Annotated in this window: 17 protein-coding genes and 2 pseudogenes; 8 read left to right on the plus strand and 11 right to left on the minus strand. The window is 67.3% G+C overall.

Going from position 1 to position 20,118, the window contains the following annotated elements:
* Positions 1-63: 63 nt before the first annotated feature.
* Both ACW176_RS09120 and ACW176_RS09125 read left to right on the plus strand, forming a co-directional pair.
* The gene (locus tag ACW176_RS09120; RefSeq protein ID WP_492111717.1) at positions 64-1,275 is read left to right on the plus strand and encodes a methionine gamma-lyase; all 1,212 of its coding nucleotides are present in this window, start codon (positions 64-66) and stop codon (positions 1,273-1,275) included.
* Between the two features lie 171 nt (positions 1,276-1,446).
* Entirely contained in the window at positions 1,447-1,800 is a 354-nt protein-coding gene (locus ACW176_RS09125) for a PilZ domain-containing protein (RefSeq protein WP_419320017.1), read from the plus strand.
* An 81-nt stretch (positions 1,801-1,881) separates the two neighbouring features.
* Here the strand turns inward: ACW176_RS09125 and ACW176_RS09130 are convergent, their stop codons facing one another.
* The 3 genes from ACW176_RS09130 to ACW176_RS09140 all read right to left on the minus strand — a co-directional run bounded on the left by ACW176_RS09130 (position 1,882) and on the right by ACW176_RS09140 (position 7,145).
* On the minus strand, positions 1,882-2,319 hold the full coding sequence (locus ACW176_RS09130) for a helix-turn-helix domain-containing protein (protein WP_419254172.1): 438 nt from the start codon (positions 2,317-2,319) through the stop codon (positions 1,882-1,884).
* A gap of 282 nt (positions 2,320-2,601) precedes the next feature.
* Complete coding sequence (locus ACW176_RS09135; RefSeq protein ID WP_492111718.1) at positions 2,602-4,125, minus strand: response regulator; 1,524 nt, start codon at positions 4,123-4,125, stop codon at positions 2,602-2,604.
* Between the two features lie 200 nt (positions 4,126-4,325).
* A complete protein-coding gene (locus tag ACW176_RS09140) occupies positions 4,326-7,145 on the minus strand; it encodes a TonB-dependent receptor (RefSeq protein ID WP_492111719.1) in 2,820 nt (939 codons plus the stop codon).
* 523 nt (positions 7,146-7,668) lie between these two features.
* Here ACW176_RS09140 and queC point away from each other — a divergent pair.
* From queC to ACW176_RS09155, 3 genes are all read left to right on the plus strand, one after another.
* Positions 7,669-8,385 carry a 7-cyano-7-deazaguanine synthase QueC gene (gene queC / locus ACW176_RS09145; RefSeq protein ID WP_492111720.1) on the plus strand — a complete coding sequence of 239 codons (717 nt, stop codon included), beginning with the start codon at positions 7,669-7,671 and terminating at the stop codon, positions 8,383-8,385.
* The gene (queE, locus tag ACW176_RS09150; protein WP_419320022.1) at positions 8,382-9,014 is read left to right on the plus strand and encodes a 7-carboxy-7-deazaguanine synthase; all 633 of its coding nucleotides are present in this window, start codon (positions 8,382-8,384) and stop codon (positions 9,012-9,014) included. The genes queC and queE overlap by 4 nt, the downstream gene beginning before the upstream one ends.
* 73 nt (positions 9,015-9,087) lie before the next feature.
* Entirely contained in the window at positions 9,088-9,453 is a 366-nt protein-coding gene (locus ACW176_RS09155; RefSeq protein WP_419320025.1) for a 6-carboxytetrahydropterin synthase, read from the plus strand.
* Between the two features lie 10 nt (positions 9,454-9,463).
* Here ACW176_RS09155 and ACW176_RS09160 read toward each other — a convergent pair whose 3' ends face one another.
* The 8 genes and pseudogenes from ACW176_RS09160 to aptA form a co-directional block, all read right to left on the minus strand.
* Entirely contained in the window at positions 9,464-9,712 is a 249-nt protein-coding gene (locus ACW176_RS09160; protein ID WP_492111721.1) for a hypothetical protein, read from the minus strand.
* Positions 9,713-9,770: 58 nt separating this feature from the next.
* Entirely contained in the window at positions 9,771-10,274 is a 504-nt protein-coding gene (locus tag ACW176_RS09165) for a response regulator (RefSeq protein ID WP_492111722.1), read from the minus strand.
* A 168-nt stretch (positions 10,275-10,442) separates the two neighbouring features.
* Positions 10,443-11,564: a chorismate synthase gene (gene aroC / locus ACW176_RS09170; RefSeq protein ID WP_492111723.1), complete on the minus strand. Its 1,122-nt coding sequence runs from the start codon at positions 11,562-11,564 to the stop codon at positions 10,443-10,445.
* 165 nt (positions 11,565-11,729) lie between these two features.
* A complete protein-coding gene (locus tag ACW176_RS09175; RefSeq protein WP_492111724.1) occupies positions 11,730-13,097 on the minus strand; it encodes a pectate lyase family protein in 1,368 nt (455 codons plus the stop codon).
* A 767-nt stretch (positions 13,098-13,864) separates the two neighbouring features.
* A pseudogene (locus ACW176_RS09180) lies at positions 13,865-13,951 on the minus strand (hypothetical protein); the annotation flags it as partial.
* Positions 13,952-14,229: 278 nt separating this feature from the next.
* Positions 14,230-14,409 (minus strand): annotated as a pseudogene (locus tag ACW176_RS09185) (hypothetical protein); the annotation flags it as partial.
* A gap of 10 nt (positions 14,410-14,419) precedes the next feature.
* The gene (locus tag ACW176_RS09190; RefSeq protein ID WP_492111725.1) at positions 14,420-14,782 is read right to left on the minus strand and encodes a c-type cytochrome; all 363 of its coding nucleotides are present in this window, start codon (positions 14,780-14,782) and stop codon (positions 14,420-14,422) included.
* A gap of 94 nt (positions 14,783-14,876) precedes the next feature.
* Entirely contained in the window at positions 14,877-16,196 is a 1,320-nt protein-coding gene (gene aptA, locus ACW176_RS09195) for an omega-aminotransferase AptA (protein ID WP_492111726.1), read from the minus strand.
* An 89-nt stretch (positions 16,197-16,285) separates the two neighbouring features.
* Here aptA and ACW176_RS09200 point away from each other — a divergent pair, with 89 nt between their 5' ends.
* The 3 genes from ACW176_RS09200 to ACW176_RS09210 all read left to right on the plus strand — a co-directional run bounded on the left by ACW176_RS09200 (position 16,286) and on the right by ACW176_RS09210 (position 20,110).
* Positions 16,286-16,966 carry a GntR family transcriptional regulator gene (locus ACW176_RS09200; RefSeq protein WP_492111727.1) on the plus strand — a complete coding sequence of 227 codons (681 nt, stop codon included), beginning with the start codon at positions 16,286-16,288 and terminating at the stop codon, positions 16,964-16,966.
* A 146-nt stretch (positions 16,967-17,112) separates the two neighbouring features.
* Complete coding sequence (locus tag ACW176_RS09205; protein ID WP_492111728.1) at positions 17,113-18,561, plus strand: NAD-dependent succinate-semialdehyde dehydrogenase; 1,449 nt, start codon at positions 17,113-17,115, stop codon at positions 18,559-18,561.
* Positions 18,562-18,742: 181 nt separating this feature from the next.
* Entirely contained in the window at positions 18,743-20,110 is a 1,368-nt protein-coding gene (locus tag ACW176_RS09210; protein ID WP_492111729.1) for an aspartate aminotransferase family protein, read from the plus strand.
* Positions 20,111-20,118: the final 8 nt, after the last annotated feature.

The following is a 20,118-nucleotide window of genomic DNA, read 5'->3' on the forward strand; positions in this document are numbered from 1 at the left end:
GACTTGGCAATCTTCCGCCGATGAATCCGCGTCAATCTCGTGCCGTAGCAACGGAGCACAGCCATGGCGCGCGACCTCATCGAGACCGGCTTTTCAACGCGGGCGATCCACGCGGGCTATGATCCGGCTGACGAGCACGGCGCCCTGACCCCGCCCGTCCACCTGACCTCGACCTTCGCCTTCGACAGCGCCGAGGCCGGCGGTGAGATGTTCGCCGGCACGCGGCCGGGGCACTTCTATTCGCGCATCTCCAACCCGACGACCGACCTGCTGGAGCGCCGGGTGGCCTCGCTGGAAGGCGCCGAGGCCGGCGTCGCCACCGCCTCGGGCATGGGGGCGATCACGGCGGTGATGTGGAGCTTCCTGCGCTCGGGCGACGAGGTGGTCACCGACCAGACCCTGTATGGCTGCACCTTCGCCTTCCTGCGCGACGGGCTCTCTCGGTTTGGGGTCACCGTCACCCAGGTCGACATGACTGACCTGGACGCCCTGGCGGCGGTGGTCAGCGACAAGACCCGGATTATCTATTTCGAGACCCCGGCCAATCCCAACATGCGGCTGGTCGACATCGCCGGCGCCGCTAAGGTCGCGCGGGCCTGCGGGGCCAAGCTGGTGGTCGACAACACCTATGCCACGCCGTTGCTGACCCGGCCGATCGCGCTGGGCGCCGACATCGTCGTGCATTCGGCGACCAAGTATCTGGGCGGTCATGGCGACCTGATCGGCGGCATCGCCGTCGGCGGGGTCGAGGATATGGCACGCGTGCGGCTGACCGGGGTCAAGGACATGACCGGGGCGGTGATGTCGCCCTTCACGGCCTTTCTGGTGATGCGCGGTCTCAAGACCCTGGCCCTGCGCATGCGCCAGCACTGCGCCAGCGCCGCCAGCGTCGCGACCTGGCTGGAGGCCCATCCGGCCGTGACGCGGGTCTTCTATCCGGGGCTGAAGAGCTTCGCCCAGCATGACCTGGCCCAGCGCCAGATGGCCTTGCCCGGCGGCATGATCGCGTTTGAACTGGCCGGCGGGCACGCGGCCGGGGTGGCGATGATGAACCGCCTGACCCTGATCCGTCGGGCCGTGTCGCTGGGCGACGCCGAGACCCTGATCCAGCATCCGGCCAGCATGACCCACTCGACCTATAGCGCCCAGGAGCGGGCGGCGGCGGGCATCGGCGAGGGGCTGGTGCGGCTGTCGATCGGCCTGGAGGACGAGGCCGACATCCTGGCCGATCTGGCCGGCGCGCTGGAGCGGGCGGCCTCGCCGGTGGTCGCCTGACAGCCCTTAAAGGTTAACAGAGCGGCGCCATGATCCGGGGGCGGCTGGTCATGTTGGGTTTCCGGCAAAAGCCTCGGGGTTTCAGCGGCTTGTGCGAGATCAAAGGTCGCAGGAGCGATAAAATCGCGCCGCCTGCACGGCCGATTAACCGCGCCATGCGTTTATGACTTCATGTCCAAGTACGCGCCAGGCGCAGACGGTGATCGGCGGGGCGCGGCCCGTATCTCGACCCATAGGGCGGGAAAGCTGCTCTGTGGCGCCTTCGCCTGGGACTGCGTGATCCGCGACGTTTCCGACGCCGGCGTTCGCGTGCAGATGCTGGCCGGCGCGGCGCCTCCCGCCAAGGCCCAGCTTGTCGATCTGGCCGCCGGCCTGGCCCATGATGTCCAGATGGCCTGGCACAAGGAGCGTGAGGTCGGCTTCAAGATCCTCAAGACCCACGACCTGCGCGGCCTGACCCACGCCTCGGCGCGGACGGCCAAGAACATCTGGGCAGCCTCGCAGGCGCGCATCTCGGCCAGTTAGAGCTCTATGGGGCGACCCGGACGCAAGAAGGCCTCGACGGTCGCCCGCCGAGGCCTTTTGTTGCGCTGGGCCGCTGAGGGATCAGGCGGCGGCTTCGTTGCGCCCGGCGTCGTCGGCCATCGCCCGGACCAGATCCAGCACCTGGCGACGGACCCGGCCGCGCGCGATGCGCGGGAACACCTCGGCCAGTTCCAGGCCTTCGGGCGTGGTCAGGAATTCCTGGACGATGCGTTCGGCGTGCAGGCCGGCGTCATCGGCTTCCGAGCCGCCCATGGGGTCGGCCAGGCCATCGAAGAAGAACGACACCGGCACCTGCAGGGTCTTGGCGATCTCATACAGTTTGCTGGCGCTGACGCGGTTGGCGCCGCGCTCGTACTTCTGGACTTGCTGGAAGGTCAGGCCCAGGGAATCGGCCAGTTGCTCCTGGCTGACGCCCAGGAGTTTGCGGCGCATCCGAACGCGCCCGCCGACATGCAGGTCGACCGGATTGGGTCGCCGGCCCTCGGTTTCTTCGCCCATGATTTCGCCTCCAAAGGTTGTCTGGCTTACATGACACGACCGTGACGGCCCGGAAAGTCAGGCGCGGCATTAGGTCGCGCATACAGGCCCCATACCCACCCCGATATGGGTTCAGGGCGGGCTTGCGCCTTCAGGAGACGGTCGAACAGGGTGGTGGACAGGGCGATCTCTGCCCCCCGTCGCTGCACCAGACGTTGAGGCGCGGGGCAGAACCGGTCATGGCCAAAGGCGGCGATGGCCAGGCAAAATGGGTTTCAGCCGCGCCTCGTCGAAAGCCTTTGATCAGGCCGCGACCTCTTCCTCGGCTTCGCCGCTGAGCAGGGCGCTGAGCACGGTGGCCAGGCGCTCGGGCTTGATCGGCTTTTCGACCACGTCCTGCATGCCGGCCGCCAGATAGGTCTGGACGTCAGCGGGATCGGCATTGGCGGTCAGGGCGACGATGGGGGTGATGGCCGGACGACCGCTCATCTCGCGAATGGTGCGGGTGGCGGTCACGCCGTCCATGCGCGGCATCTTGATGTCCATCAGGATCAGGTCGAAGCGGCCGCTTCGAGCCATTTCGACAGCTTCCACACCGTCGACCGCCTGTTCGGAGGTGCAGTCGAACATGTCGCACAGCGCTTCGGCGACCATGCGGTTGGTGGCGTTGTCGTCGACGATCAGGATGTGGGCGGCGCGGGTGTCAAGGGTCGGTTCGGCCGGCGCCGCTGCATCGATCTCGGCGGTCGGGGCGTCAAAGGCGAAGCGTACGGTCAGGCCGGCGCCGCGATTGGCCTGCGCCATCACCTCGCCGCCCAGGCCGCGCACGATCCGGTGGGCCAGGGCCATGCCCACGCCCAAGGCCATTTCGGTGCGATCCTCGATGCGCGCCGCGCCCAGCGGCTCGTAAATCCGCGCGAGACGATCTGCGGCCAGACCCCCGGCGTTGTCGCGGACGCTGCCGTCCAGATGCACGCCGTCGGCGCCGATGCGGGCTTGCAGGCAGGCCTCGATGACGCCGCGGCCACTGGCCAGGGCGCTTTCGATCAACGCGTCGAACACCTGCAGCAGGCGCTCGCCGTCGACCTCGACCCCGCATTCGGGTTCGCCGTCATAGGAGAACAATAGGGTGGATCCGCCCTCGGCGGCGCGGGCCGACCAGCGGGCCTCGACGGCGTCGGCCAGGTCGCGCAGGCGCACGGGCGTCGGGGTCATCGGCAGTTGCCCCCCGGTCGCGCTGTGCAGGTCGATCGCGCGGCCCAGCATGGCGCCCATGTCGCGGCTGGTCTCGCCGATGGCGCGCACGAAGGCGCTGGCGTCCGGGGTCAGGCGCTGCTGCTCCAGACGCGCGGTGATGGCCAGGACGCCGTCCAGGTGGTGATTGATGTCGGTGGCCATCCGTTCGACCAGCGCCATGGCGTCTGCAGCCTCGCGCTGGCGACGACGATAGGAGGTCAGCAGCGAGCCCAGTCCGCCCACACCGACATAGTCACCGGCCTCATCCACCGCCACGAACGCGGTGCGGAACACGGGCGAGGGGCTATCGGCGAGGCGGTCGACGAAGGCGCCAAGCTCGGTCTCGACGGGGACCTGGCGCGGATCTCGGTCCATGACCTCTACGATGGGACGCTGGCTCAGGGCGTCGCGGGCGACGGCCATCATGCCCATCAACACATCGCGATAGACCATGCCGGTCGGTGTGGCGCCGTCGACGACGGCAACCGAAAAAGCTCGGGGATCTGCGTCGAAGATCGCCCAGACGTCCTGGCAGGACGTGGTTGAGGCGACCGGCGGACGGCGATCAATGAGACGAGATAGCGTTTCCATGCGGCCGCTTCGCTGGCGTCTGTGAGCGACTACCTTGCCCGCCTCGCCCTTGCGGAGTCGTTAAGTCGAGGCCGATTCTCAGGAAAGTTGCTTCCGGCGCACCCAATCTCGGGACCACGGGCAGACCATCAGGCCATAAAAAGGGGCGGCGGGATGACCCGCCGCCCCCTGCAGAAGAGCGTCCCTTCAGGGACAGCCGGTTACCACTTCTTGGTGATGCTCACACCGTAGAGGCGCGGCTCCTGAGTGATGACGTTGGTGAACAGGCCCGAGGAATCGTCGCTGGTATAGGCGTCGATGATCGGAACGTCGTTCAGCAGGTTCTTCACATAGGCGTCGACCTCCAGGCCCCATTCCGACTTCTCGAGCTTGAGGGTCAGGTTGGCGTTGTCCCAGGCCTTCAGGCGGTCATAGGCGGTGTTGTAGACCCGGGCGTACTGCCCCGTCTGGCGGTAGTAGTCGCCGCGCAGCGTGGCCGACCAGCCGGCCGCCATGTCCCAACGATACTGGGCGCCGATCGAGGTCGTCCAATGCGGCGAACTGGGCAGCTCGTTGCCGGAGATGTCAGCCGCCGTACCTTCGATCGAATAGCCGGCGCCGTAGTTATAGAGGCCGGTGCCATTGGCCAGGAAGTTGGCCGTGGCCGCAGGAGCGCCTCGGCTCTGCAGGAAGCCGGCAAACACCGCCGGACCGCCGCAGGCGAAGGGCAGGGTGCCGCCCTGGCCGATGGCCAGCAGGGTGGCGACGCCGGCCGTGCTGAGCACGCAGTTGGCGCCGACGCTGGCGTTGGGCAGGCCCGGGCCGACCTTGACCAAGGTGTAGGCCGGGTTGCTCTGCGTGCGGTCCATCGTGTCGATCGACTTCACGCCCTTGCCGATCTCGGTGTGCAGGTAACCGACATTGGCGTTGATGCGCAGATTGTAGATCGGCGACCAGATCGACTCGAACTCCAAGCCATAGACCTTGGCGTTGACGTTCTCGTTGACCGAGGTGCGGTTGACGATCTTCGAGATCTGGTAGCCTTGGTAGTCGTAGTAGAAGCCTGTCGCGTTCATGATCAGGCTGCCACCCATCAGGGTGTTCTTGGTGCCCAGTTCGAACGCGTTGACGAATTCCGGTTCGAAGGTTTGGGGGATGCCGACGGCGTTGGCAGGCACGCCCGGATTGATGCCGCCGCCCTTGTAGCCTTTGGAATAGAAGGCATAGACCAGGGTGTCGTCGGTCATCGACAGCTCTGGCTTGTAGTCGAAGCCGAAGCGGCCGGTCAGTTCACTGAAGCTGACCTTGGCGGTCGGCGTGACCGGGTCGAGGACCAGGCCGGTGCCCGGCGCGAGCAGCACGGTCTTGTAGTTGTCGACTTCCTTGCGGTCGCGCGTCTGGCGCAGGCCCAGGGTGAACTTCAGCTTGTCATTGGCCTGCCAGTACATTTCGCCAAACAGGGCGTCCGACTTCAGGCGGTAGGGGGTGCGGTTGTCATAATAGTTGTGGCCCGAGCCATTGGGCGTGGCCCCGGTGTCGATGCCGATACAGGTCAGCGGCAGGGTGACCGGATTACAGTTTGGATTGCCGCCATTGCCCGGCGTGGTGGCGTTCAGGGCCAGGGCCGACAGGGTCAGCGAGTTGCCGATCACATAATAGTCGGTGACCGTCTCGTAGTCGAAGTGGATGCCGCCGATGTTGAAGTTCAGCGGGCCATCGAAGTTCGACGACAGGCGGAATTCCTGACTGAACTGCTCGGCCGCGTTGGACGAGATGTCCAGCGTGGTGAACTTGTTCGTCCGGCCCGTCTGCGGATCGGTGAAGAAGCCGCCCGGCGTGAAGGGCGTGTTGTTGAACGGCACGGCCGAGACGTTGCGGTTGTAGTCCTGCTTCGAATAGACCGAGTTCTCGCTGTACGACGTCATGGCCGTGATGGTCAGGCTGTCGGTCAGGTCGTAGTTCAGGGTGAACTGATAGACGTCCGACTTGGACTGATAGATCGGGTCGAACGACGACTCGAACTTGTTCAGATCCTTGTCCGTGGTGTCGCCAGCGTTCACGTCGCCGCTGGTGAAGCCGAAGATGTTGCCCAGTTCGCCGGTGAGCGTGCCCGAGCTGTTGACGGTGCCATAGGCGTTGTTGCTGTAAAGCGAGCCGGGCAGACAGCCCTGGGTCAGGAAGATGCGCGCCGCGCCGGTCGCGACGCCGCCGACGGTGGCGGGGCCGTTGTCCTTGGTGCACAGCTGCTTGCCGGTGCGCGAGCGGGCGTCTTCTTCATCGAAGCGCTCCCACAGGAAGTTGGTGCGCAGCTTTTCCGTCGGGTTGAACATCACCGAGATGCGGGTCGAGTACAGATCCCGGTCGTCCACCTTGTTGCCGGTGAACGTGTTGGTCATGAAGCCGTCGCGCTTCAGATAGGCGCCGGCGGCCCGGATGGCGAGCTTGTCGCCGAAGATCGGCACGTTGATCATGCCGCGGACCTTCTGGGTCCCGTAGTTGCCGACTTCGGCGCGGGCCATGGCTTCGAAGGTGTCGGTCGGCTTGGCGGTGATCAGGTTGACCACGCCGCCAGTGGCGTTGCGGCCGTACAGCGTGCCTTGCGGGCCGCGCAGAACTTCCACGCGCTCCATGTCGTAGAATTCGGCTTCGAACAGGTTGCCCGACTGCTGGGGGGCGTTGTTCAGGTGGACGCCGACGCCGGCGTCGGCCGATGCGCCGACCGCCCGGGCCCCGATGCCGCGGATCTGGAAGTTGAAGCTGTTGGTGAAGTTGCTCTTGGCGAAGCTGACGTTCGGAATGGCAAGCTGAAGATTCGGACCCCCGTCGATCTTCTGGGCTTCAAGCGTATCCTGGCTGAAGGCGGAAACCGCGATCGGCACGTCCTGAAGGGCTTCTTCCTTCTTCTGGGCGGTGACGACCAGTTCCTCGATGACCGTGGTCTGCTGACCGGTCTGGGCCAGCACGGGTGTGGCGACGGCTGCGAGCACGGCCGCCGAAGCGCCCATGGCCAGCAGGCTCCGCAAACGCGAAGATTGCGACATTCGAATTCCCTCCCTGAACGCCGCGGCTCCTTATGGCGGACCCTGCGTGCGTCGCTTGTTTCCTCGGCGCCGTACAATTCGCGCTACGCGGGCGTACGGCGGACCCCTCGCAGCATAGGCAGATTGCATACTTGCGTTCTTTGACTGTCAACTGCCGTCAGCCTAAGTGAACAGCGATAGGTTACGCCTTTTCACTTTCCCCGGCATCACGTTCTCCTGTTTGGGGCAAGTTTCCACCGGTATTAGAAAAGCGGGTTTGGCGCTTACCTTGCGGCAGTCTCGGCAGAGGGGCCCAAAACCCGGGCGCAATGGTTTGCGGCCTCCTGCGGTGTTGGGCGATTACGGCCTTGGGTATTGACCCAGATCATTGTTTTTCGGGGCTTGATGCGCCCTGGCGAGCCGTTGCTGGACCCCGCCGCGCCGCTGGACCGTTTCGAGCCGTCGCCGCCTGGTGTAGAGGGAGCCATGGCTTTCTGTTTCTACTCTTGTGCAGCCCGCCGCGCGCCGGGCCGGAGAACCGTTCATGACTGACGCCGCCCTGGTGCTGTTCTCCGGCGGCCAGGACAGCAGCGTCTGCCTGGCCTGGGCGCTGGAGCGCTATGCCCGCGTCGAGACGGTCGGCTTCGACTATGGCCAGCGGCACGTCATCGAGATGGAGGCGCGCGTGGCTGTGCGTCACCAGATCGCCGCCCGCTTTCCGCACTGGGCCGAGCGCCTGGGCGAAGACCATGTGCTGGACCTCAAGGGTTTCGGCGCGGTCGCCGAGAGCGCCCTGACCGCCGACCGGGCCATCGAGATGACCGACCGCGGCCTGCCCTCGACCTTCGTGCCCGGCCGCAACCTGGTGTTCCTGATCTATGCCGCAGCCCTGGCCGACCGGCGCGGCATCCCGGCCTTGGTCGGCGGCATGTGCGAGACCGACTTCTCGGGCTATCCGGACTGTCGGCGCGACACGCTGGACGCCATGCAGACCGCGCTGAACCTGGGCATGGATCGCGACTTCCGCATCGAAACCCCGCTGATGACCCTGACCAAGGCGGAAACCTGGGCCCTGGCCAAGGCGCTGGGCGGCGAGGATCTGGTCGATCTGATCGTGGTCGAGAGCCACACCTGCTATCGGGGCGAGCGCGGCGACCTGCACCCCTGGGGCCACGGCTGCGGCGACTGCCCGGCCTGCGACCTGCGCCAGAAGGGCTATGAAGACTGGGACGCGGCGGGACGCGAGGTCCTGGTCTCGTGACCTATTCGGTGAAAGAGATTTTCCTGACCCTGCAGGGCGAGGGCGGGCAGGCGGGCAAGGCGGCGGTGTTCTGCCGGTTTTCCGGCTGCAACCTGTGGACCGGCCGCGAGCAGGATCGCGCCAAGGCCGTCTGCACCTTCTGCGACACTGATTTCGTCGGCACGGACGGCGAGAACGGTGGAAAGTTCGCCACGGCCGAGGCTCTGGCCGATGCGGTCGAGGCCCAGTGGACAGGCGGGCCGAACGACCGGCTTGTCGTCTGCACCGGCGGCGAGCCGCTGCTGCAACTGGATCCGCCCGCCATCGCGGCCCTGCACGCCCGGGGTTTCATGATCGCGGTGGAGAGCAACGGCACCGTCGAAGCGCCTGACGGCATCGACTGGGTCTGCATCAGCCCCAAGGCCGACGCGCCCGTCGTCCAGACCCGGGGCCAGGAGCTGAAGCTGGTCTATCCGCAGGACAAGGCCCTGCCTGAGCGGTTCGAAAGCCTGGATTTCGAGCGCTTCTACCTGCAGCCGATGGATGGTCCCGATCGCGACCGGAACACGCAATTGGCGGTCGCCTATTGCCTTTCCCACCCTCAATGGCGTTTAAGCGTCCAAACACACAAATATCTCGGCCTGCCCTGACGGATAAGGCGCTCGACCTGGTGACAGGGTCGTTGCGCTAGAGCCTCCCAGGCCCTGTCAAAAGAAGTACCTGATGAAGCCTGTCTTCGAGATCACGAAGGCCGCGACGTTCGACGCGGCTCACTACATCGAGCAAGGTCCCGCCGACCATCGCTACCGCAAGCTGCACGGCCACTCGTTCAAGGTGGAGGCCAGCGTGAAGGGGCAGATGCAGGACGCCGGCTGGGTCGCCGACCTGGAGGGCCTGGACACGGCGCTCAAGGCCGTGGCCACCGAGCTGGATCATGGCCTGCTGAACGATCGCCCCGGTCTGGAAAGCCCGACCCTGGAGCGTCTGTGCCTGTATTTCGCCGAACGCTTGACGCCGACCTTTCCGGGTCTGTCGCGCGTGGTGATCTCGCGTCCGACTATCGGCGAAAGCTGCGCGCTTTGCCTTTAGGGTCGAGGCTTTAGCGCGAGCGCTTCCACTCTTCATATTCGCGCTTGTCGCGGTCCTTGGCGCTTTCGCCTGGGATCACCGCCTTGCCGGTGGCGACGACGGCCTTGCCGCCAACCTTGGCGGCGCCCCCGACCACGGCGCCGGTGACGCCAATGGCGGTGCCGGCCACCATGCCGACGGCGCTGGCCGCGATGCAGCCCTGCAGGCTCAGGCCCAGCGCGACCAGGGCGGCGGTGGACATCAGACGTTTGGCGGTCATGGCTCGCTTATCCCGGCTAACAGCGATCCCATGATGGCTAACAGGTCTTAAGACCGGCTTAGCCGAAGTCGATGGCGATCGCGTCCTCGTCCCGCCGCCAGGGGCCCTTGTATCCGGCGGCTACCTGCCGTCGCCGATCGGGGCCGAAATAGCCCTCGCAGCGGATGAACGGGCGGGGATGCTCGATCAGCAGGGTCAGGCGATGGACCAGGCTACGGCCGGTCACCGGCTTGGTCAGGAACTCGTTGACCCCGGCGTCGCGGGCGTCCTGGACGCGCCGCATCGTCGAATGGCCAGTCACCATCAGGACCGGCGCGAAGGGATTGGGACTGGCGGGCGAGCGGCGCAGCAGGTTGACGAACTCGATGCCGCCCAGCAGGCCCATCTTCAGGTCGGTAATGACGATGTCGATCGGCACGCGCTGCATCATTTGCAGCGCCTCGGCGCCGTCGATGGCCTCAAAGATGTTCCGGACGCCGATGGCGCGCAGCATCTCGGTCAACAGCAGCCGCATGTGCTGATTGTCGTCGACGAGCAGAATTTTCAGGGTGTCGAAGCGCACGCGTTTTCTTGAGCCCTAACGCGCACTAGCGCAACCTATGCACGAATCAATCACAAGATGTCCGCATTGGAAGAAGCATTACAGCTTCGCAATGTAAGAGGTCAACCCAAAAACCTGAGTGTTTTCAGTGATCAGACCATATTGGATAAAGTTGACAGACCAGTGGTCTCAGAAACGGTCTGTCTGGCCCGGGTGAAAGGCCCCGCCGCCGGTCTGGGCGCGATGGCGCAGGAAGGCGTCGGCCAGGACGCAGGCGGTCATGGCCTCGACCACCGGCACCCCGCGAATGCCCACGCAGGGATCGTGGCGGCCCTTGGTGCGCAGCTCCACCTCTTCGCCCGCCTCGTTGACGGTGTCGCGCGGGATCAGGATGGAGGAGGTGGGTTTGAAGGCCACCCGGGCCACCACCGGCTGGCCGGTCGAGAGGCCGCCCAGCACGCCGCCGGCATGGTTGGTCAGGAACACCGGACCGTCATTCCCCATCCGCATCTGGTCGGCATTGTCCTCGCCGGTCAGGGCGGCGCTGGCGAAACCCTCGCCGATCTCGACGCCCTTGGCGGCGTTGATCGACATCAGGGCCGCCGCCAGCTCGGCGTCCAGCTTGCCATACAGCGGCGCGCCCCAGCCGGCCGGCACGCCGGTCGCCTCGACCTCGACGATGGCCCCGGTCGAGGAGCCGGCCTTGCGGATCTTTTCCAGGTGCTCTTCCCACACCGGAATGATCGCCGCATCGGGCGACCAGTAGGGATTGTTGTCGACCTCGCTCCAGTCCCAGCGCGAGCGGTCGATGGCGTGCGGGCCGATCTGCACCAGGGCCGCGCGCACGCTCACGCCGGGGATGACCAGCCGGGCGATGGCGCCGGCCGCCACCCGGGCGGCGGTCTCGCGGGCCGAGCTGCGCCCGCCGCCGCGATAGTCGCGCACGCCGTACTTGGCGAAATAGGGATAGTCGGCATGGCCCGGCCGGAAGGCCTGGGCGATCTCGCCATAGTCTTTCGAGCGCTGGTCGGTGTTGTCGATCATCAGCGAGATCGGCGTGCCGGTCGTGCGCTGGCCGTCGCTGCGGCTGTCCTCGAACACGCCTGACAGGATGCGCACCGCGTCCGGTTCCTGGCGCTGGGTGACGAACTTGCCCTGTCCCGGCCGGCGCTTGTCGAGGAAGTCCTGGATCATTTCCGCCGTCAGGGCGATGCCGGGAGGGCAGCCGTCGACGACGCAGCCGAGCGCCGGCCCATGGCTTTCGCCCCAGGTTGTGACGCGGAACAGATGACCGAAGGTGTTGTGCGACATGGCGGGGCTTCTAGCGGAAAGCGGGGGGCGGGGCAAAAGCGATTGGTAGATGCTCCCCCTTCGGGGGAGCTGTCGCGGAGCGACTGAGGGGGTGTCTGGGCTTAGGCCGCGCTGGCCCCCTCCGGCCCTCTGGGCCACCTCCCCCAGAGGGGGAGGATTTGCCGCTCATCCCCGAACCTTCGCCGCATCGGCCAGATAAAGCTCCAGGTTCGTCCAGCCTGAGCCTTCCTTGGCTGGCGCCGCGCCATCGGGCTTCTTCGAATTGAGCCCGTGGGCTGCTTCCCACGCATCCGGCATGCCGTCGCTGTCCGTATCCGGCGCGGCGACGCCGGGCGCCAGCACGGGCCAGCCGCCGACATCCTGTTCGTTGTTGATGATCTTGCCGGTTCTGGTCCTGACGCCCTCGATCACGCGCAGATCGACCGTGTCGCGCCAGACCGAAGCCCCGGCGTCGGCCAGCACGCGGTCATAGGCGCTGGCGGCGGGATCGGCGGCGATGGACGCGATGTCGATCGGAGCCGCCTGGCGATAGCCTTCCACCTGCAGGCCGGTGACCAGGCTCCACGGATCGGCCGGAACCACGCCGTTCATGCTGTTGCCGGCGAACCAGGCCCGGGCCAGGCTGTTGCTCTCGTTGAAGGCGATGGCCTTTTCAGAGCTGGGGCCCATGACATAGGCGTTGTCGACGAAGTTGTAGGCGACCAGCGCCGCCTTGTCGGCGTCATAGCCGGCATGGCCCTTGCCCCAGTTGTAGAAGACGTTGGAGCGGAACTCGATGAAGGCCCCGACGGGGTCCTTGTCGGGCCCGTCATAGTTGCCGGGGCGCGGCATGCGGGCCAGGTGATTGGCCCACAGATTGTGGTGGAAGCTGATCTTCGAGCCCTGGCCGCCGCGGATCAGGCTGCCATAGCCGTGGTCGCCCTTGGCGTGGATCGACTGGGCCAGGCTTTCGCTGATGATCGACCATTGCACGGTCAGGTCATAAAAACCCTGGTCGGGATTGTCGAAGCGGGCCGAGGCCGACAGGGTCTCGTCCACCGACCAGCTGGCCGAGACGTGGTCCAGGATGATGCGGCGGCCCTTGGCGATCCAGATCGCGTCGCCCTCGGTGCGGCTTTCGGCGCCGAGCCGCGAGCGGATGAAGCGGATCACCACATCGTCGGCGGCCACGATCAGGGTCTGGTCGCGCAGGGTGATCCCGCCGCCCGGCGCGGTCTGGCCGGCGAGGGTGATCTGGCCGTTGGCGATCTTCAGCGGGCTCTTCAGGGCGATCGTGCCGGCCACCGCGAAGACGACGGTGCGCGGCCCCTTGGCCTCGACGGCGGCGCGTAGCGAGCCGGGTCCGGCGTCCTCCAGGTTGGTGACCCTGATCACCGCCCCGCCGCGTCCGCCGACACTCAGGCGACCCGCGCCCTCTGCGCCGGGGAACGCGACCACCTCTTTCGGCGCGGCTACGCCGGACGCGGTGGCGCAGGCGGTCAGGGCGAGGGTCAGGGCGGTCAGGCTGGCGGCGTTGTGAAGCGGGCGGCGCATCGGTTTCATCCCCGGTGGAGCGGCGTCTGCGGCGCCGGTGTCGAGGCGCGAAAATGGAGGCGAGGCGCGGATTTGTCCACCGGTGTCATTTCTCCGTCGAAGCCACTGGCCCCCTCCTGACCGCTTCGCGTTTCATCTTCCCCCTCCGGGGGAAGACGGCTGCGCAGCAGCCCGTAGGGGGCAAGTCTGGCGGACACGGTTTCACAACCTCGCGCTTTCGCTGCGATGGGAATGGGAAGGGTCGCGGAGCGCCCGGGCCTCGCCCGGATGATTGGATAGTTGAATACCGTTTCGACGAAGACAGACGCTCCGCGTGATCGTTATCCCTCTGGCCGGGGTGCGCAGGCCTGTTCAGCCTTTTGCCCCACCCGGGTTTTGCCCTCCTCGCGACGGACCCAGCCTTGGGCTGCAGCCGCGCCGATTCCGGAGGAACCCGGAGCGAACCTTCGGACGGGCGGAGGCCTTGGCTTGCCCCCGATAGGCGGGTTTACGTCACCCGCCCTCTCTTTAAACCGGCCGCCCGGGCCTTGGCCCGAACGGTGGCCCCGCTCGATCACCCCTGACAGCCGTCGCTGGTCGCCGGCCGGACGCCCTTCCCGTGCTGTCAGGTGAGATTGATTATGCGGGCGGTTTCGACGCGTCTGATGGGCGCGATCAAGTTTTTTGCAAATGGTTGATCGGGTTGGGGTTTGTTCTCGCGAGAACGGGGATTGAGCGCCCTCTATCCCCATTGGCGCCCAACAAACTCTTGTCATCCCGGGCGGCGAAGCCGACCCGGGACCCAGGGGCCGGCGCATTGCGGTTGCCCCTGGGTCCCGGCGCTCCGCTTCGCTGCGGCCGGGATGACAAGAGTTTGTGGTTGTCGAAGACCCCTTCTCGCTCGCGCCGAAGGGAGCCATCCTTAAATCTCACGGTGAGACGATCGCCGGTCTTTCCAGGTTGCTCAAGGACGGCCCTGCGGGCCGCCGCGTCGCGGCCGGTCGGAGACCGGTGTCGGCGGACCAACCTGGACAGGCCGGCACGCTGCTGCCTCCAAGAGATTTAAGGATGAGCGGGACGCCGGGCGTCCGCTTTTGGGCGGGAAGGCAAAGCGTGCTTTCGACCCGTTGCTGACCTAAATCCCTCTCCTTTAGGGAGAGGGAGGGGCCCGCCGCGAAGCGGTGGGAGGGTGAGGGGTTACGAGGCTTGACGGCGTGCCGGCACTCCGTCGAACGCCGTAACCCCTCACCCCAACCCTCTCCCTTTGGGAGAGGGAGCAACGAACACGAACCACCCCAACCGAACCCCGCAAGGTCCGCCTCAGCGCCCCCACATCACGCCGTCTAACGCGGCGCGCGATCCAGCGAGCGGATGTAGGCCGTCAGGTCGGCGATATCGATCGAGGTCAGGGGCTTGCGCGGCATGCGGTAGTGGCCGACCTGCGAGATCGCTTCCAGCTCCCAGTCGAGGCGGGTGTTGCGATAGGTCTGGGCGACGCTGGCGAAGCTGGGCGCGGCGGTCTTGGGGTTGCCGGCGCTGGAGCCTACCGCGTGGCACTGCGAGCATTCGGTCAGGGCCAGATTGCGTCCGCGCGTTACCAGATCGGCCTTTGACGGCTCTCCCGGGGTGGACGCGCAGCCGACCAGGCTGGCGCCGGCGGCCAGGATGAGGATCAGGCGACGGGTGGCGATCAAGGGCGATGACATGGTGACGCTCGGGCCCAGTGGGGGTCAGATTTGAGTGTGCGCCCCGGCGGCGGGTTGCAATTGATCGGGATCAATTCCGGGTGGGTTCGGGCGCCTAGTCGACCTTCGCCAGCACGTCGCGCAGGGTCTCGACCACCTGGTCCACGTGGCTCTTTTCGATGATCAGCGGCGGCGACAGGGCGATGATGTCGGCGGTCACGCGGATCAGCAGGCCGGTGTCGAAAGCCGCCTCGAACACCTCCATCGCCCGCGCCGTGGGGGCGCCGGCGCGGGGCTCCAGCTCGATGCCGCCGATCAGGCCCAGATTGCGGATGTCGATAACGTGGCGGGCGTCCTTCAGGCTGTGCATGGCCTCCTGCCAGTAGGCCTCCATGCCCGCCGCCCGGGCGAACAGGTCGTCTTCCTTGTAGGTCTCCAGCGTCGCGATGCCGGCGGCGCAGGCCAGGGGGTGGGCCGAATAGGTGTAGCCGTGGAACAGCTCGATGGGGGCGTCGGCGCCCTCCATCATGGCGTCATAGATCTTGCTGCTGGCGGCGACGGCGCCGCAGGGTACGGCGGCGTTGGTCAGGCCCTTGGCCATGCAGATCAGGTCGGGCGTGACGCCGAAGCGGTCGGCGGCGAACGGCGCGCCCAGGCGGCCAAAGCCGGTGATCACCTCGTCGAAGATCAGCAGGATGTCGTGCCTGTCGCAGATCGCCCGCAGGCGCTGCAGATAGCCTTTCGGCGGGATCAGCACGCCGGTCGAGCCCGCGACCGGCTCGACGATCACGGCGGCGATGTTGGAGGCGTCATGCAGGGCGACGATCTTCTCCAGAGTGTCGGCCAGGTCGGCGCCGTGCTCGGGCTCGCCCTTGGCGAACAGGTTGCCGGCCACGCCGTGCGTGTGGGGCAGGTGGTCGACGCCGGTCAGCAGCGAGCCGAAATACATCCGGTTCTTGGGGATGCCGCCCACCGAAATGCCGCCGAACCCGACGCCGTGATAGCCGCGCTCGCGGCCGATCAGCCGGGTCTTGGTGCCCTTGCCCCGGGCGCGGTGATAGGCCAGCGCGATCTTCAGGGCGGTGTCGACCGACTCCGAGCCGCTGTTGGTGAAAAAGATCCGGTCCAGGCCCTGCGGCGTCACCTGGGCCAGCTGGCTGGCGAAGGCGAAGGCCAGGGGATGGCCCATGTTGAAGCAGGGGGCGTAGTCCATCTCGGCGGCCTGCTTCTGGATCGCCTCGCGAATGCGGGGGCGGTCGTGGCCGGCATTGACGCACCACAGGCCCGAGGTGGCGTCGAGGATCTCGCGGCCTTCCGGCGTCTTGTAATGCATGTCCCGGGCGCTGGAGAGCATGCGCGGATGGGCCTTGAACCGCCGGTTGGGCGTGAAGGGCATCCAGAAGGCGTCGAGGTTGTTGGCGCCGAAATCGGGCATGGGCGGTCTCGAAGGCTGGGCCGGGGGCTGGCGTCGGGCGAGGGATCATGCACTGTGATCGCAATTGACCGCTTTCTGGAAGCCCCTTCGTGCCCGCCGCCCCGCAAAGACGCGCCCTGGCCGATTCCACGGCCGTACATGACCAGGTTTATGACGCCATCCGTCAGGCCCTGATCACCGGCCGCATCGCGCCCGGCGTCGGGGTGTCCCTGCGCAGCCTGGCCGCCGAGCTGGGGGTCAGTCCGATGCCGGTGCGCGACGCCGTGCGGCGGCTGGCGGCCGAGCGGGCCCTGGCGATCAATCCGGCCAACAAGCGCCTGTCGGTGCCGTCCCTGACCGCCGACCGGCTGGCCCAGCTGTCCCAGGCCCGGTTGTGGATCGAGCCCGAGCTGGCCGCCCGCGCCGCGCGCCATGCCGACGAGGGGCTGATCCGGACCCTGCAGGCCATCGACGCCCGGCTGGACGCCGCGCTGGCGGCCGGCGATGTCGACGGCTACATGACCGCCAACCACGCCTTTCACTTCGCGATCTATGAGCGGTCGGGCGCCGATGTGCTGCTGTCGATGGCCGGCGGGCTATGGCTGCAGATCGGGCCGTTCATGCGGGTGGTGTTCGGGCGCGTCGGCACCGGCAGCCTGCCGGCCGACCGTCACGCCGAGGCGATCGCCGCCCTGAAGGCCCGCGACGCCGACGGCGCCCGCCGCGCCATCGCCGCTGACCTGTCTGAAGGCATGGACAAGATGCGGACCGCCGTGGAGGCGGGCGCATGAGCGGCCGTCTTGACAGGCGCGCTGAGGCCGCGAACTGTGATCACAGTTTCAGGAAAGCCTGCCCGTGACCCTCCCCGCCGCCCTTCATGCGTTGAACCAACACGCCGACCTGACGTCGGTGTGCGTGACGCTGAGGTGACCTCCCCATGACCGGCCTGAAGCTCGTCGAAACCGCCGCCCTTATCGATGGCCTGTGGATCCAGGCCGACGCGACCTTCGAGGTGACCAACCCGGCTGACGGGACGGTGATCGCGCAGGTCGCTGATTTGGGCGCGATGCAGACCGTCATCGCCATCGACGCCGCCCATCGCGCCTTCCCGGCCTGGGCCGCGCGCACCGCCAAGGATCGCGGGGCGATCCTGCGGCGGTGGAGCGACCTGATGCTCGCTAACGCCGACGACCTGGCCCGGCTGATGACCGCCGAGCAGGGCAAGCCCCTGGCCGAGGCGCGGGGCGAGGTCGTCTATGGGGCCAGTTTCATCGACTGGTTCGCCGAGGAGGCCAAGCGCGGCCACGGCCAGTCGATCCCGACGCCGGATCCCAACAAGCGGCTGATGTCGATCAAGCAGCCGGTCGGGGTGTGCGCGGCCATCGCGCCGTGGAACTTCCCGATCGCCATGATCACCCGCAAGGTCGGCCCGGCCCTGGCGGCCGGCTGCACGGTGGTGGTCAAGCCGGCGGCCGAGACCCCGCTGTGCGCCCTGGCCATCGCCCGGCTGGCGATGGCGGCGGGTGTGCCGGCCGGGGTGCTGAACATCGTCACCGGCAAGGACGCCAGCGCCATCGGCAAGGCGCTGTGCGATGACCCGCGCGTGCGCAAGCTGTCGTTCACCGGCTCCACCCCCGTGGGCAAGACGCTGTACGCTCAGTGCGCCGGCACCATGAAGAAGCTCAGCCTCGAGCTGGGCGGCAATGCGCCGTTCATCGTCTTTGATGACGCCGATCTGGAGGCCGCCGTCGACGGCGCCATCGCCAGCAAGTACCGCAACACCGGCCAGACCTGCGTCTGCGCCAACCGGCTGATCGTGCAGTCGGGCATCCATGACGCCTTCGCCGCCCGGCTGACGCAGAAGGTGGCGGCGATGAAGGTCGGTCCTGGCACGGGCGAGGGCGTGACCATCGGTCCGCTGATCAATGACAAGGCGCTGATCAAGGTCGACAGCCTGGTGCGCGAGGCGGTTGAGGCCGGCGCCGTCGTCCTGATCGGCGGCGACGCGCATGGCCTGGGCGGCCTGTTCTACCAGCCCACCGTCCTGACCGGCGCGACAGCGGACATGCGCTTGTTTCAGGAGGAGATCTTCGGCCCGGTCGCCCCCATCGTGAAGTTCGAGACCGAGCAGGAAGCCATCGACCTGGCCAACGCCACGCCGTTTGGCCTGGCCGCCTATTTCTACAGCCGCGATGTCGGCCGCTGCTGGCGGGTGGCCGAGGCCATCGAGGCCGGCATGGTCGGCATCAACGAAGGCATCATCTCCACCGAGGTCGCGCCGTTCGGCGGGGTCAAGGAATCGGGCCTGGGCCGGGAGGGCGCGTCCGAGGGGCTGGATGAGTATTTCGAGACCAAATACCTGTGCTTTGGCGGGGTGAAGGGATGATGCGTTCGCGCCGCCATTTCCCCATCTCCCGTCATTCCCGCCCTTGTGGCGGGAACTCCTCTGTCCGCCGCAGGGGCGGTGGTGTGGCGGGCCGGCCCGCCAATGCGCTTCACGTGTCAGCTGAACCAGGGGTTCCCGCCACAAGGGCGGGAATGACGGGAGTTTTTTTCGGGGCGGCGGGATGATGGCGGAACTCGCCAACGCGTCCACCCTCGAGGGGTTGATGCAGGCCGAAGCCGCGCGCTTCACGGCCGAGCATCCGCGCAGCGTGGCGATGGCCGGGCAGGCGGCGCAGGTCTGGCGCGGCGGCGCGCCGATGCACTGGATGAACGACTGGGCCAGTCCCAGCCCGATCTTCGCGGCCCAGGGCGTCGGGGCCCAGATCACCGATGTCGACGGCAAGCTGTATGACGACTTCTGCCTGGGCGACACGCCGTCGATGTTCGGCCATGGCGATGCGGCGGTGGCCTCGGCGGTGTCGGGCCAGATCCGGCGCGGCGCGGGCTTCATGCTGCCGACGGCCAGCGCGATCCTCGTCGGCCGGCTGCTGGCCGAGCGTTTCGGCCTGCCGCTGTGGCAGACGGCGACCACGGCCAGCGACGCCAACCGCGCCGCCATCCGCTGGGCGCGGGCGGTCACGCAGCGGCCGGTGATCCTGGTGTTCGACGGCTGTTATCACGGCATGGTCGAGGACGCCTTCGTTGTGCTTCGGGACGGCCAGCGGGTGATGAAGCCGGGCCTGCTGGGCCAGGTCCACGACCTGACCGCCACCACCTGGGTCGTACCGTTCAACGACCTGGCCGCCCTGGAAATGGCCCTGGCCTCCGACCAGGTGGCCGCCGTCCTGGCCGAGCCGGTGATGACCAATTGCGGGATGATCCTGCCCGAGCCCGGCTTTCACGAGGCCCTGCGCCGGCTGACCCGCGACTCCGGAACCCTGCTGATCCTCGACGAGACCCACACCCTGTCCAGCGGTCCCGGCGGCTATGCCGGTCTGCACGGGCTGGAGCCCGACATGTTTGTGGTGGGCAAGGCCATCGCCGGCGGCGTGCCGGCCGCCGTCTGGGGCGTCACGGCCGAGCTCTCCGAGCGCATGGACGAAGCCCAGGCGCGGATCGGACCGGGCCAGTCGGGCATCGGCACCACCCTGTCGGGCAACGCCCTGGCCATGGCGGCCATGCGCGCCATGCTGACCGAGGTCATGACGCCCGCCGCCTATGACCGCATGCTGGCCGGGGCCGAGCGTCTGGTGGCCGGGCTGAATGGTGTGATCGCGGCGCGCGGTCTGCCCTGGTCTGTGGTCCATGTCGGGGCGCGGGTCGAGCTGGTCTTCGCCGATCCTGCGCCAAAAAATGCCGCCCAGATGCGCAAGGCGCTGGACCACGACCTCGTGGCCGCGCTTCATCTGTGGCTGATGAACCGGGGCGTGCTGATTGCGCCCTTCCACAACATGATGCTGGTGTCGCCGGTAACTGAAGACGCGTCGATCGACCGGTTGGTCGCGGCCGTCGACGGGTTCGCCGCCGAGATCGAGGGCCTGTCCGCATGAGCCATCCC

Source organism: Caulobacter sp. FV1ye13L (genome assembly GCF_058681155.1).

Excerpts from the sequence above, each read along its gene's own strand:
- ACW176_RS09210 (WP_492111729.1), top strand. The coding sequence starts at position 18,743 with ATGATGGCGGAACTCGCCAACGCGTCCACCCTCGAGGGGTTGATGCAG.
- ACW176_RS09120 (WP_492111717.1), top strand. The coding sequence starts at position 64 with ATGGCGCGCGACCTCATCGAGACCGGCTTTTCAACGCGGGCGATCCAC.
- ACW176_RS09140 (WP_492111719.1), bottom strand. The coding sequence starts at position 7,145 with ATGTCGCAATCTTCGCGTTTGCGGAGCCTGCTGGCCATGGGCGCTTCG.
- queC (WP_492111720.1), top strand. The coding sequence starts at position 7,669 with ATGACTGACGCCGCCCTGGTGCTGTTCTCCGGCGGCCAGGACAGCAGC.
- ACW176_RS09130 (WP_419254172.1), bottom strand. The coding sequence starts at position 2,319 with ATGGGCGAAGAAACCGAGGGCCGGCGACCCAATCCGGTCGACCTGCAT.
- aroC (WP_492111723.1), bottom strand. The coding sequence starts at position 11,564 with ATGTCGCACAACACCTTCGGTCATCTGTTCCGCGTCACAACCTGGGGC.
- ACW176_RS09125 (WP_419320017.1), top strand. The coding sequence starts at position 1,447 with ATGTCCAAGTACGCGCCAGGCGCAGACGGTGATCGGCGGGGCGCGGCC.
- ACW176_RS09155 (WP_419320025.1), top strand. The coding sequence starts at position 9,088 with ATGAAGCCTGTCTTCGAGATCACGAAGGCCGCGACGTTCGACGCGGCT.
- ACW176_RS09205 (WP_492111728.1), top strand. The coding sequence starts at position 17,113 with ATGACCGGCCTGAAGCTCGTCGAAACCGCCGCCCTTATCGATGGCCTG.
- aptA (WP_492111726.1), bottom strand. The coding sequence starts at position 16,196 with ATGCCCGATTTCGGCGCCAACAACCTCGACGCCTTCTGGATGCCCTTC.
- ACW176_RS09175 (WP_492111724.1), bottom strand. The coding sequence starts at position 13,097 with ATGCGCCGCCCGCTTCACAACGCCGCCAGCCTGACCGCCCTGACCCTC.
- ACW176_RS09135 (WP_492111718.1), bottom strand. The coding sequence starts at position 4,125 with ATGGAAACGCTATCTCGTCTCATTGATCGCCGTCCGCCGGTCGCCTCA.
- ACW176_RS09160 (WP_492111721.1), bottom strand. The coding sequence starts at position 9,712 with ATGACCGCCAAACGTCTGATGTCCACCGCCGCCCTGGTCGCGCTGGGC.
- ACW176_RS09190 (WP_492111725.1), bottom strand. The coding sequence starts at position 14,782 with ATGTCATCGCCCTTGATCGCCACCCGTCGCCTGATCCTCATCCTGGCC.